Annotated in this window: 9 protein-coding genes and 1 pseudogene; 9 read left to right on the forward strand and 1 reads right to left on the reverse strand. The window is 43.9% G+C overall.

The window, feature by feature from the left end; genetic code table 11:
* From tuf to rpoC, 9 genes and pseudogenes are all read left to right on the forward strand, one after another.
* Positions 1–134, forward strand: a pseudogene (gene tuf, locus ACN0T8_RS04705) (elongation factor Tu); the annotation flags it as partial.
* A 253-nt stretch (positions 135–387) separates the two neighbouring features.
* Positions 388–765 (forward strand): preprotein translocase subunit SecE, encoded by a 378-nt coding sequence (secE, locus tag ACN0T8_RS04710; RefSeq protein WP_027695385.1) that lies wholly within the window; start codon positions 388–390, stop codon positions 763–765.
* A gap of 12 nt (positions 766–777) precedes the next feature.
* Positions 778–1,326, forward strand: coding sequence for a transcription termination/antitermination protein NusG (gene nusG / locus ACN0T8_RS04715; protein WP_027695384.1), 549 nt, complete (start codon positions 778–780; stop codon positions 1,324–1,326).
* Between the two features lie 144 nt (positions 1,327–1,470).
* Positions 1,471–1,899 carry a 50S ribosomal protein L11 gene (rplK, locus tag ACN0T8_RS04720; protein ID WP_027695383.1) on the forward strand — a complete coding sequence of 143 codons (429 nt, stop codon included), beginning with the start codon at positions 1,471–1,473 and terminating at the stop codon, positions 1,897–1,899.
* A 4-nt stretch (positions 1,900–1,903) separates the two neighbouring features.
* Positions 1,904–2,608 carry a 50S ribosomal protein L1 gene (gene rplA, locus ACN0T8_RS04725; RefSeq protein ID WP_417879509.1) on the forward strand — a complete coding sequence of 235 codons (705 nt, stop codon included), beginning with the start codon at positions 1,904–1,906 and terminating at the stop codon, positions 2,606–2,608.
* A 286-nt stretch (positions 2,609–2,894) separates the two neighbouring features.
* Entirely contained in the window at positions 2,895–3,386 is a 492-nt protein-coding gene (gene rplJ, locus ACN0T8_RS04730) for a 50S ribosomal protein L10 (RefSeq protein WP_417879510.1), read from the forward strand.
* Between the two features lie 57 nt (positions 3,387–3,443).
* On the forward strand, positions 3,444–3,812 hold the full coding sequence (gene rplL, locus ACN0T8_RS04735; protein ID WP_089124753.1) for a 50S ribosomal protein L7/L12: 369 nt from the start codon (positions 3,444–3,446) through the stop codon (positions 3,810–3,812).
* A gap of 279 nt (positions 3,813–4,091) precedes the next feature.
* The gene (gene rpoB, locus ACN0T8_RS04740; protein ID WP_417879511.1) at positions 4,092–8,120 is read left to right on the forward strand and encodes a DNA-directed RNA polymerase subunit beta; all 4,029 of its coding nucleotides are present in this window, start codon (positions 4,092–4,094) and stop codon (positions 8,118–8,120) included.
* Between the two features lie 114 nt (positions 8,121–8,234).
* A complete protein-coding gene (rpoC, locus tag ACN0T8_RS04745) occupies positions 8,235–12,434 on the forward strand; it encodes a DNA-directed RNA polymerase subunit beta' (RefSeq protein ID WP_417879512.1) in 4,200 nt (1,399 codons plus the stop codon).
* Between the two features lie 199 nt (positions 12,435–12,633).
* On the opposite strand, the gene rsd is transcribed toward rpoC, so the two are convergent.
* Complete coding sequence (rsd, locus tag ACN0T8_RS04750) at positions 12,634–13,125, reverse strand: sigma D regulator (RefSeq protein WP_417879513.1); 492 nt, start codon at positions 13,123–13,125, stop codon at positions 12,634–12,636.
* Positions 13,126–13,218 lie beyond the last annotated feature (93 nt).

Here is a 13,218-nt window from a genome sequence, read left to right on the forward strand (position 1 = left end):
TAATGCCTGGTGATAACGTACAAATGACGGTTACTCTAATCGCACCAATCGCGATGGACGAAGGTCTACGTTTTGCTATCCGTGAAGGTGGCCGTACAGTTGGTGCTGGTGTTGTAGCGAAAATCATCGCTTAATTAGCCAAACTTTAAGTTTAAATACGAATTGTATTTGACTAACGACTATCAAAAAGGGCATCATTTGATGCCCTTTTTCTACGCTGAACAAAATGAAGGCATAAATTGGTCGTTTTGTAACTGACTCAGCAAAGAATTGTATTAGATTTATATCTAATTTATTTAGTTGATGGCTTGTCCTAAACTAATGAGTTAGCCCTGCCAATTGCGGGGTTATTGTCGTTTTTAAGTAAAACTTTTCACAGGTTTGTTTATGAAAGCCAAAGCTGAAACTCATGAGAGCTCAAAAGCGGCAGATGCTTTTAAGTGGTTTATCACTTTTGCACTGCTAGCGGCTGCTGTTGTGGGAAATTACCTGTATGGTGAAATGTCTGTTGCGATTCGTGCAGCAGCCGTTGTTATTTTAATTGCAGCTGCCCTTGGTGTAGCGGCTCTGACAACGAAAGGTAAAGCTACGATTGTATTTGCTCGCGAAGCAAAACTTGAAGTGCGCAAAGTGGTTTGGCCTACACGCCAAGAAACAATGCAAACAACATTTATCGTATTAGCTGTAAGTATTGTAATGGCTCTATTGCTATGGGGAATTGACGGCATCATGGTTCGTTTAATTGCTCTAGCAACTGGAGTGTAAGGGGTTTTAAACATGAGTGAAGCACCAAAAAAACGCTGGTATGTGGTTCAAGCCTTTTCTGGGTTTGAAGGCCGTGTTGCACAATCTCTTCGCGAACATATCAAAATGCACGCTATGGAAGAGTTTTTCGGTGACGTATTAGTACCTACTGAAGAAGTGGTGGAAATGCGCGCTGGTCAACGTCGTAAGAGTGAGCGTAAATTCTTTCCAGGCTACGTGTTAGTCCAAATGGTAATGAATGATGAATCATGGCACTTAGTACGTAGTATTCCGCGTGTTATGGGCTTTATTGGTGGCACCTCTGATCGTCCCGCTCCAATTACCGATAAAGAAGCTGATGCTATCTTGAATCGTTTAGAGCAGGCGAGTGAAGCTCCAAGACCGAAAACATTATTTGAAGCAGGTGAAGTGGTTCGTGTTACTGAAGGCCCATTTGCTGACTTCAATGGTACGGTTGAGCAAGTTGACTATGAAAAGAGCCGCCTAAAAGTGTCTGTGTCGATCTTTGGTCGTGCAACACCGGTTGAGCTTGAATTCAGTCAGGTTGAAAAATCGGACTAATAAATTTGCTTAATAAAGCATCAAAAGACTTGTTTCAGGTGTGAAGTTTGACTATAATTTCGCGCCTTTTTACAGGTATTAATGTAAAGCTAGCGGGGAGCTGATCAAGCGATTAGCGTTTGTACCCAAAATTTAGGAATTAAAATGGCTAAGAAAGTAGAAGCTTATATCAAACTGCAAGTTGCAGCTGGTATGGCAAACCCAAGTCCACCGGTTGGTCCTGCACTAGGTCAACATGGCGTAAACATCATGGAATTCTGTAAAGCGTTTAACGCAAAAACAGAATCTGTTGAGAAAGGCCTTCCAATCCCAGTTGTTATCTCTGTATACAACGACCGTTCTTTCACATTTGTAACTAAGACTCCGCCTGCTGCTGTTCTTCTTAAGAAAGCTGCTGGTGTTAAGTCTGGTTCTGGCCGTCCAAACACTGAGAAAGTTGGTACTATTACTGACGCTCAGCTACAAGAGATTGCTGAAACTAAAGCTGCAGATATGACTGGCGCAGACATCGAAGCGATGAAGCGTTCTATCGCGGGTACTGCTCGTTCAATGGGCCTAGTGGTAGAGGGATAAGATCATGGCAAAACTTACTAAGCGTATGAAAACAATCCGCGAAAAAGTGGATGTGACTAAAGAATACGACATCAACGAAGCTGTTGCTCTTCTTAAAGAATTAGCGACTGCTAAATTCGTAGAAAGCGTAGACGTTGCTGTAAACCTAGGCATCGATGCTCGTAAATCTGACCAAAACGTTCGTGGCGCAACAGTACTTCCACATGGTACTGGCCGTGAAATCCGCGTAGCAGTGTTCACTCAAGGTGCAAACGCTGAAGCAGCTAAAGAAGCTGGCGCAGATATCGTTGGTATGGAAGATCTAGCTGAGCTAGTGAAAAAAGGCGAGATGAACTTCGACGTTGTTGTTGCTTCTCCTGATGCAATGCGTGTTGTTGGTCAACTAGGTACTATCTTAGGTCCACGTGGCCTTATGCCAAACCCTAAAGTTGGTACTGTAACTCCTAACGTTGCTGAAGCAGTTAAAAATGCTAAAGCGGGTCAGGTTCGTTACCGTAACGACAAAAACGGCATCATCCACACTACTATTGGTAAAGCATCTTTCGAAGCAAACCAACTACAAGAGAACTTAGAAGCTCTTCTAGTGGCGCTTAAGAAAGCAAAACCTTCTTCTGCGAAAGGCACTTTCCTGAAGAAAGTAAGCATCTCTACCACTATGGGTGCTGGTGTTGCGGTTGATCAAGCGACTCTGAACACGACTGTTGCTTAATTAATTTGCTTAGGCGCAGAATTTGTGTATAATTTTGCGCCTAATTATGGTTGGAGTGTTGCTTATTTTGCCTAACTCTTTTTAAGAAAGGCAGAGCAAATGATGCTTCCATCCAAGACCGTAGGCGTTAACCAATAGTAATTTTGGCTTAACTTAATAATACCTACGTAGATGGTGCCCGAACTGATGGTCGTATTTTGTAAAAAATATTCATTTGGGAATGCACCGAAAGAACACTCATTGAATTATCAGTGAGTGGTGTAACTACAACCAGGAGTAAATCCAAATGGCTTTAAATCTTCAAGACAAACAAGCAATTGTTGCTGAAGTTAACGAAGCAGCCAGTGGTGCACTTTCTGCAGTTGTTGCTGACTCTCGTGGCGTTGCTGTTGGTGCAATGACTTCTCTACGTAAACAAGCGCGTGAAGCGGGTGTTTACATGAAAGTTGTTCGTAACACACTAGCTCGCCGTGCTGTAGACGGTACAGACTACGAATGCCTAAAAGACGTATTCGTTGGTCCAACTTTGATCGCTTTCTCTAACGAGCACCCAGGTGCTGCAGCGCGTCTTTTTAAAGACTTCGCTAAAGAGAACAAAGCATTTGAGATCAAAGCTGCTGCATTTGAAGGCGCAGTTACTGACGCTGATGTACTAGCGACACTACCTACTTACGACGAAGCGATTGCAAAACTAATGATGTGCATGAAAGAAGCTTCTGCTGGCAAGTTGGTACGTACTATCGCTGCTGTTCGCGATCAAAAACAAGACGCTGCATAAGCCTTGCTTTTTACTGATTGCTAAATAAACTTATTGTTAACTTAAAAGAGAATTGTTATGTCTATTACTAACGAGCAAATCCTAGACGCAGTTGCAGAAATGTCTGTAATGCAAGTTGTTGAGCTTATCGAAGCTATGGAAGAAAAATTCGGCGTTTCTGCTGCAGCAGCTGTTGTTGCTGGCGGCGCAGCTGGCGGTGACGCTGCTGAAGAGCAAACTGAATTTGACGTAATCCTAACTGCTGCTGGCGGTAACAAAGTTTCTGTTATCAAAGCAGTACGTGGCGCAACTGGCCTAGGTCTTAAAGAAGCTAAGGGTCTAGTTGATGGTGCTCCAGCTCCGCTTAAAGAAGGCGTTTCTAAAGAAGAAGCTGAAGCTCTTAAAGCACAACTAGAAGAAGCTGGTGCTTCTGTTGAAGTTAAGTAATTTATACTTGATTTCTTAGCCGAAAGGCTAATGGCTGGTGGTTAATTAACCACCGGCCTTTTTGCGCTGTAGGGCATAGATTAATTTTCCCGCTGTTTAGGGATCTATGACCCAGCAAAAAACATCGCTAAGGCTCTGCTGAAATAAAAACGTTCAGATGAGATTAGGATGTACCCACATAAACAGTGTTGTTAGTCACTGCTCCCGTTTTATCAATTAATTTGATATGAAACGTGTCTTGGGCAGTTTGGGTCACTTATCAGCTAGCTGAGGAACCCCATGGTTTACTCTTATACCGAGAAAAAGCGCATCCGTAAGGATTTTGGTAAGCGTCCACAAGTATTGGACGTTCCATATTTGCTATCGATCCAGCTCGATTCATTCGACAAGTTCATTGAACAAGATCCTGAAGGTCAATACGGTCTTGAAGCTGCTTTCCGTTCTGTTTTTCCAATTCAGAGCTATAACGGCAATTCTGAGCTGCAATACGTTAGCTATCGTCTTGGCGAACCAGTATTTGACGTAAAAGAATGTCAAATTCGTGGTGTCACTTATTCAAAACCACTACGCGTTAAACTGCGTCTAGTTGTATTTGATAAAGACGCACCAGCAGGTACTGTAAAAGACATCAAAGAACAAGAAGTCTATATGGGTGAAATTCCACTCATGACAGACAATGGTACCTTCGTAATTAATGGTACTGAGAGGGTTATCGTATCCCAGTTGCACCGAAGCCCAGGCGTGTTCTTCGACAGCGATAAGGGGAAAACCCATTCGTCAGGAAAAGTGCTTTATAACGCACGTGTTATTCCTTACCGTGGTTCGTGGTTGGACTTTGAATTCGATCCGAAAGATAACTTATACGTACGTATCGACCGTCGTCGTAAGCTTCCTGCATCAATTATTTTACGTGCACTAGGTAAAACAACAGAAGAGATCCTAGATATCTTCTTTGAAAAAGTGCGCTTTGAAGTAAAAGACCAAACTCTATTAATGGAGTTGGTACCAGATCGTCTACGTGGTGAAACGGCATCATTTGATATTGAAGCAAATGGTACGGTTTACGTAGAAGCTGGCCGTCGCGTAACGGCTCGTCATATCCGTAATCTTGAAAAAGATGGCGTTGAATTTATCGAAGTACCGGTTGAGTACATCGTCGGTAAAGTCGCGTCTAAAGATTATGTTGATGAATCAACTGGCGAACTGATCGTTGCAGCGAACCAAGAAATTTCATTGGAAGCATTAGCGAACCTTTCTCAAGCAGGTTACAAGAAGCTTGAAGTTCTGTTTACTAATGACTTAGACCATGGCCCATTCATGTCAGACACAGTACGTGTTGACAGCACAACGGATCGTATTTCTGCACTTGTAGAAATCTACCGAATGATGCGCCCTGGTGAGCCACCAACGAAAGAAGCAGCAGAATCTTTATTCCAAAGCTTATTCTTCTCTGAAGAGCGTTATGACTTATCGACTGTTGGTCGTATGAAGTTTAACAGCTCTATCGAACGTGAAGATGCACAAGACCAAGGTATCCTTGATGAAACGGATATCATTGCGGTAATGAAAAAACTGATCGGTATTCGTAACGGTATTGGTGAAGTGGATGATATTGACCACCTTGGCAACCGTCGTATCCGTTCTGTTGGTGAAATGGCTGAAAACCAATTCCGTGTTGGTCTAGTCCGTGTTGAACGTGCAGTGAAAGAGCGCCTAAGTCTTGGTGATTTAGATGCGATCATGCCGCAAGACCTTATCAATGCTAAGCCGATTTCGGCAGCAGTGAAAGAGTTCTTTGGCTCATCACAGCTTTCTCAATTTATGGATCAGAACAACCCGTTGTCAGAAGTAACGCACAAGCGTCGTATTTCTGCATTAGGTCCTGGCGGTTTGACACGTGAGCGTGCCGGCTTTGAAGTACGTGACGTTCACGTAACTCACTACGGTCGTCTATGTCCGATCGAAACGCCAGAAGGTCCAAACATCGGTTTGATCAACTCATTATCAGCGTTTGCTCGTTGTAATGAATACGGTTTCCTAGAGACTCCGTACCGTCGCGTTGTTGATGGTGTTGTAACTGAAGAAGTAGATTACCTTTCTGCTATTGAAGAAGGTCAGTTTGTTATCGCTCAGGCGAACGCACACTTGACTGACGAAGGCCGTTTTGCCGATGAGCTAATCACTGCTCGTCAGAAAGGTGAATCTGGTCTTCACCCACGTGACCATGTTAACTACATGGACGTGGCAACAAACCAAGTTGTATCTATCGCTGCCTCGCTTATCCCGTTCCTAGAACACGATGATGCGAACCGTGCATTGATGGGTGCAAACATGCAACGTCAAGCAGTACCAACACTAAAAGCTGATAAGCCTCTAGTCGGTACTGGTATTGAGCGTAATGTAGCGGTTGACTCAGGTGTAACAGCAGTTGCGAAACGTGGCGGTACAGTTCAATCTGTTGATGCTTCTCGTATCGTAATTAAAGTTAACGAAGATGAGTTGGTTCCAGGTGAAGCTGGTATCGACATCTACAACTTAACTAAGTACACCCGTTCAAACCAAAACACATGTATTAACCAACGTCCAACTGTACTACCGGGTGAACCTGTTTCACGTGGTGACGTTCTTGCCGATGGTCCTTCAACCGACCTTGGTGAGTTGGCACTTGGTCAAAACATGCGTATCGCATTCATGCCTTGGAATGGTTACAACTTCGAAGACTCAATCTTAGTATCTGAGCGCGTCGTTCAAGAAGACCGTTTCACAACGATTCACATTCAAGAGCTTTCTTGTGTGGCTCGTGATACCAAGCTTGGTAGCGAAGAAATTACAGCGGATATTCCAAACGTAGGTGAGTCTGCTCTATCTAAACTAGATGAGTCAGGTATCGTTTACATTGGTGCTGAAGTGAAGGGTGGCGACATCCTAGTTGGTAAAGTAACCCCTAAAGGTGAAACGCAACTGACTCCTGAAGAGAAACTGCTACGTGCAATCTTCGGTGAAAAAGCATCTGATGTTAAAGATACGTCACTACGTGTACCTAACTCTATCTCAGGTACCATCATTGATGTTCAAGTCTTTACTCGCGATGGCGTAGAAAAAGACAAGCGTGCGCTTGAAATTGAACAAATGCAGTTGAAAGACGCGAAGAAAGACTTAACTGAAGAGTTCCAAATTCTTGAAGGTGGTCTATTAGCGCGTGTTCGTTCTCTGCTGATTTCTGGTGGCTTCTCTGAAGCGAAACTAGACTCAATAGATCGTAAGCAGTGGTTAGTACAAACACTAGAAGACGATGCACTGCAGTCTCAGCTTGAGCAACTTGCTGAGCAGTGGGATGAGCTAAAAGCTGACTTTGATAAGAAGTTTGAAACTAAGCGTCGTAAGATCACTCAAGGTGATGATCTTGCACCGGGCGTACTGAAGATTGTTAAGGTTTACCTTGCAGTTAAACGTCGCATTCAGCCTGGTGATAAGATGGCGGGTCGTCACGGTAACAAGGGTGTAATCTCTAAGATCAACCCTGTTGAAGACATGCCTTATGATGAAAAAGGTCAACCTGTTGACATCGTGTTGAACCCACTGGGTGTACCATCACGTATGAACATCGGTCAGATCCTTGAAGTTCACTTAGGTCTTGCAGCGAAAGGTATTGGCGACAAGATTAACCAGATGGTGAAAGAGCAACAAGAACTGGCTAAGTTCCGTGAGTTCTTACAGAAAGTTTATGACTTAGGCGAGACTCGTCAAGAAGTGAACATTGCTGAACTGTCTGATGATGAAGTCCGTACTTTAATCGGAAACTTGCGTGGCGGTCTACCGATTGCTACACCTGTATTCGATGGTGCAAACGAACCAGCAATTAAAGAATTGCTTGCGCTTGCTGATCTTCCAACGTCTGGTCAATTAGACCTATACGATGGTCGTACGGGTGATAAGTTTGAGCGTCCTGTAACGGTAGGTTACATGTACATGTTGAAACTGAACCACTTGGTTGATGACAAGATGCACGCACGTTCGACTGGCTCTTACAGCCTAGTAACTCAGCAACCACTTGGTGGTAAAGCTCAGTTCGGTGGCCAGCGTTTCGGTGAGATGGAAGTATGGGCACTAGAAGCATACGGTGCTGCTTACACGCTTCAAGAAATGCTAACTGTTAAGTCTGATGACGTGAATGGCCGTACGAAGATGTACAAAAACATCGTCGATGGCGACCACAGCATGGAGCCTGGCATGCCAGAATCGTTCAACGTATTGTTGAAAGAGATTCGCTCGCTAGGTATTAACATCGAGCTAGAAGACGAAGAGTAATCATTATTATTTATTAAGCAAATGCGCGATTAATGATAAAGAACTCTCGGATTTAACCCGGTAGAAAAGAGGCGTTCAATTTGAGCGTCTCTTAACTCCTTACAGGAGCTGATTGTGAAAGATTTACTGAACTTTCTAAAAGCACAGCATAAGACCGAAGAATTTGATGCAATCAAAATCGGTCTAGCTTCTCCAGACATGATTCGCTCATGGTCTTTCGGTGAAGTTAAAAAGCCAGAAACTATTAACTACCGTACGTTCAAGCCTGAGCGTGATGGTCTGTTCTGTGCGCGTATTTTTGGTCCAGTAAAAGACTACGAATGTCTTTGTGGTAAATATAAGCGCTTGAAACACCGTGGTGTTATCTGTGAGAAGTGTGGCGTAGAAGTTACACAAACTAAAGTTCGTCGTGACCGTATGGGCCACATCGAGCTAGCCTCTCCAGTTGCACATATCTGGTTCTTAAAATCACTACCATCTCGTATCGGTCTATTAATGGATATTCCGCTACGTGACATCGAACGTGTACTTTACTTCGAAATGTATGTAGTGACTGAACCTGGCATGACTGATCTTGAAAAAGGTCAAATGCTAACGGAAGAAGAATACCTAGACCGCTTGGAAGAGTGGGGTGACGAGTTCGTTGCGAAAATGGGCGCTGAAGCGATCAAAGATCTGCTACACACCATGGACATGAGCGCAGAAGCTGAGCAAATGCGTGAAGAGCTAGAAACCACTAACTCTGAAACTAAGCGTAAGAAAATCACTAAGCGTTTGAAGCTTGTTGAGGCATTCATTGCTTCAGGCAACAACCCTGAGTGGATGATCTTAACAGTACTTCCAGTGCTACCGCCAGATCTACGTCCTCTAGTACCTCTAGATGGCGGTCGTTTTGCGACTTCAGATCTGAACGACTTATACCGTCGTGTGATCAACCGTAATAACCGTTTGAAGCGTCTTCTAGACCTAGCGGCTCCAGATATCATCGTACGTAACGAAAAGCGTATGTTGCAAGAATCTGTTGATGCCCTACTAGATAACGGTCGTCGCGGTCGTGCGATCACCGGTTCTAACAAGCGTCCTCTGAAATCTTTGGCTGATATGATCAAAGGTAAGCAAGGTCGTTTCCGTCAGAACTTACTTGGTAAGCGTGTTGACTACTCTGGCCGTTCTGTAATTACAGTCGGTCCATACTTACGTCTACACCAGTGTGGTCTTCCTAAGAAGATGGCACTAGAACTATTTAAACCATTTATCTACAGCAAGCTAGAATCTCGTGGCATGGCTACAACGATTAAAGCAGCGAAGAAAATGGTAGAGCGCGAAGAAGCGGTTGTTTGGGATATCCTAGACGAAGTAATTCGTGAACACCCAGTTCTACTAAACCGTGCACCAACACTTCACCGTCTTGGTATTCAAGCATTCGAACCTGTACTTATCGAAGGTAAAGCGATTCAGCTTCACCCACTTGTGTGTGCGGCATACAACGCCGACTTCGATGGTGACCAAATGGCGGTACACGTACCGTTAACATTGGAAGCTCAGCTTGAAGCACGTACATTAATGATGTCAACCAATAACATCCTTTCACCAGCATCTGGTGATCCGATCATCGTACCTTCTCAGGACGTTGTATTGGGTCTTTACTACATGACTCGTGACAAGATCAATGTTAAAGGTGAAGGTATGTACCTTGCTGGCCCTGAAGAGGCTGAAAAGGCATACCGTACTAAGACTGCTGAGCTTCATGCTCGCGTTAAAGTACGTATCACTGAAACTGTGGTTGATGAAGACGGTAACCGCACAACAAATACTGGCATGGTTGATACCACTGTTGGTCGTGCAATGCTTTGGCAGATCGTACCTGAAGGCCTACCTTTCAGCATCGTGAACCAAAAACTAGGTAAGAAGCAAATTTCTACCTTGTTGAACGAGGCATACCGTAAGCTTGGTCTTAAAGATACAGTAATCTTTGCTGACCAAATCATGTACACAGGTTTTGCATACGCAGCACTTTCTGGTGTTTCTGTTGGTATCGACGATATGGTTGTACCGGCTGCGAAATACACTGAAATTTCTGAAGCAGAAGAAGAAGTACGCGAAATCCAAGAGCAATTCCAATCTGGTCTTGTTACTGCGGGTGAGCGTTATAACAAAGTTATCGATATTTGGGCGTCTACCAACGACCGCGTAGCAAAAGCTATGATGGATAACCTTTCTTCTGAAACCGTGATTAACCGCGATGGCGAAGAAGAACAACAAGAATCGTTTAACAGCATCTACATGATGGCTGACTCCGGTGCTCGTGGTTCTGCAGCGCAGATTCGTCAGTTAGCCGGTATGCGTGGTCTTATGGCTCGTCCAGATGGTTCAATCATCGAAACGCCGATCACAGCAAACTTTAAAGAAGGTCTAAACGTACTTCAGTACTTTATCTCAACCCACGGTGCTCGTAAGGGTCTTGCCGATACGGCACTTAAGACTGCGAACTCTGGTTACTTGACTCGTCGTCTAGTAGACGTTGCGCAAGACGTTGTGGTTACAGAGCATGACTGTGGTACTTTCGAAGGCCTAGATATGATGCCTCATATCGAAGGTGGTGATGTTAAAGTTGCACTTTCTGAGCTTGCTCTAGGTCGTGTTGTTGCAGATGACATCGTTAAGCCAGGTACTGAGCAAGTATTGATTCCACGTAATACTCTACTTGATGAGAAGTGGTGTCAGATCCTTGAAGACAACTCTGTTGATAAGATCAAAGTACGTTCAGTCGTAACTTGTGAAGCTGATTTCGGTTGTTGTGCAAACTGTTACGGTCGTGATCTCGCTCGTGGTCATAAAGTGAACCAAGGTGAAGCGGTAGGTGTTATCGCAGCACAGTCTATCGGTGAACCAGGTACACAGCTTACTATGCGTACGTTCCACATCGGTGGTGCGGCATCAACGGCAGCAGCAGAAAACAGCATTCAAGCGAAAACAACGGGTACTGTGAAACTTCACAATGCTAAGTATGTAACGAACAAAGATGGTAAGCTTGTAATCACTTCTCGTGCATCTGAAATGACCATCATTGATGAGTTCGGTCGCACGAAAGAGAAACACAAACTTCCATACGGTTCTTTGCTAAGCAAAGGCGACAATGAAGCAGTTACGGCTGGTGATATTGTCGCTAACTGGGAAGCGCACACCATGCCAATCATCACTGAAGTGGCAGGTCGTATCCAGTTCGTAGACATGATTGATGGTGTGACTATCTCTCGCCAAACTGATGACCTAACTGGCCTATCTTCAAGTGAAGTAGTCGACCCAGCACAGCGTCCATCAGCTGGTAAAGATATGCGTCCAGTGATCAAATTAGTTGATGCTCAAGGTAACGATGTGATGATTCCAGGTACGGATATGCCAGCGGCATACTTCCTACCGGGTAAAGCGATCGTTAACATTGAAGATGGTGCGGAAGTTGGCATTGGTGACACACTATCTCGTATCCCTCAGAAATCTGGCGGAAACAAAGATATCACCGGTGGTCTACCTCGCGTAGCTGACTTGTTTGAAGCACGTAAGCCGAAAGAGCCTGCGATTCTTGCTGAGCACACCGGTACTGTGTCGTTTGGTAAAGAAACCAAAGGTAAACGTCGTCTATTAATCACGCGCGAAGGCGGTGAGGTTTATGAAGAAATGATTCATAAACATCGTCAGCTTAACGTGTTTGAAGGCGAGAAAGTGGAACGTGGTGATGTGATCTCTGATGGTCCAGAAACACCGCATGACATTCTACGTTTACGTGGTGTTCACGCTGTTACTCAATACATTGCTAACGAAGTTCAAGAAGTTTACCGCTTACAAGGTGTTAAGATTAACGATAAGCACATCGAGACTATCGTTCGTCAAATGCTACGTAAGTGTACAATCACGCATTCTGGTGATTCTGAATTCCTTGAAGGTGAGCAAGTTGAATTTGCACAAGTTAAAATCGCTAACCGTCAGCTTGAAGCTGAAGGCAAAGCACTTGTACAGTTCGAGCGTGACTTACTAGGTATCACTAAAGCGTCTCTAGCAACTGAGTCGTTCATCTCTGCAGCTTCGTTCCAAGAAACGACGCGCGTACTAACAGAAGCTGCGGTTTCTGGTAAACGTGATGAACTACGTGGCTTGAAAGAGAACGTAATTGTGGGTCGCTTGATCCCAGCTGGTACTGGTTATGCTTACCACCAAGATCGTCAAAAGCAACGTGAAGGTGAAGAACAAGGTCCTTCCGTTGAACAAGCAACGGATAACCTTGCAGCACTACTTAACGCAGGTTTCTCTGAAGAATAATCTTTAAAGAGATTGACGTAAGCTAAGACTGTTAAAAAGGCACCTTCGGGTGCCTTTTTTATTTCTGGTATAAAATGTTTATGTAATTAATTTAATGTGAAATAGCGTGATGAGTACGTGTTGGTGTCAAACATATTTCAATAATTTACAAGAAAAAGGCCACCTTAAATGAAGGTAGCCTGAAAAATGAAAAGTAATGTTAAGCCCCCGGTGGGATTTCTAAGCTTTCAGCGATCATCTGAATTAGCTGATCTTCTAACTCGAAGCGATCTTCCAATACTTCACCAATTTGTGATAGATCGAAATCAAAATCTTCAAGTTCATCTTCGATCCCAACATCGGCGTATTTGTCGGTGTAATTCAGTAAAGGGTCTGTAGTTTCAACAATTTTAAAATATGTGGTGTTAATGTCTTCGGTTGGTGAAAAGCCGGTTGATTCCCATTGTTGCATCACCATGTCGTAGATTTTGAAATGACCTTCAGAAATATAATCCACCACATGTTGGCAGAAATCTTGTAACTCTTCAGGAGAAGGAAGTTTTTCGATGGCGGTTTGTTTATGATGGCTTGGCTTTAATGCTGCCAATTTCCAATATTCAACAATCAAGTTTTGTCTAGTGTCGAGCCAATGGTCGATGACTTCACTGGAACCGCCAAATTGTGCTTGAGTCTGTTTTAGTTTATTTAGCATGGCTGTATCCTCATAATAGCTAACGCGTTATTGGCGTTTAGCCGCTCTACTTTGTGATTAATAGAGGGTCCTTTTTGATAGTGTATACCATGT

The organism is Vibrio sp. (assembly GCF_048266485.1).
Classification (GTDB): domain Bacteria; phylum Pseudomonadota; class Gammaproteobacteria; order Enterobacterales; family Vibrionaceae; genus Vibrio.

Excerpts from the sequence above, each read along its gene's own strand:
- rplJ (WP_417879510.1), top strand. The coding sequence starts at position 2,895 with ATGGCTTTAAATCTTCAAGACAAACAAGCAATTGTTGCTGAAGTTAAC.
- rpoB (WP_417879511.1), top strand. The coding sequence starts at position 4,092 with ATGGTTTACTCTTATACCGAGAAAAAGCGCATCCGTAAGGATTTTGGT.
- secE (WP_027695385.1), top strand. The coding sequence starts at position 388 with ATGAAAGCCAAAGCTGAAACTCATGAGAGCTCAAAAGCGGCAGATGCT.
- rplK (WP_027695383.1), top strand. The coding sequence starts at position 1,471 with ATGGCTAAGAAAGTAGAAGCTTATATCAAACTGCAAGTTGCAGCTGGT.
- nusG (WP_027695384.1), top strand. The coding sequence starts at position 778 with ATGAGTGAAGCACCAAAAAAACGCTGGTATGTGGTTCAAGCCTTTTCT.
- rplA (WP_417879509.1), top strand. The coding sequence starts at position 1,904 with ATGGCAAAACTTACTAAGCGTATGAAAACAATCCGCGAAAAAGTGGAT.
- rplL (WP_089124753.1), top strand. The coding sequence starts at position 3,444 with ATGTCTATTACTAACGAGCAAATCCTAGACGCAGTTGCAGAAATGTCT.
- rsd (WP_417879513.1), bottom strand. The coding sequence starts at position 13,125 with ATGCTAAATAAACTAAAACAGACTCAAGCACAATTTGGCGGTTCCAGT.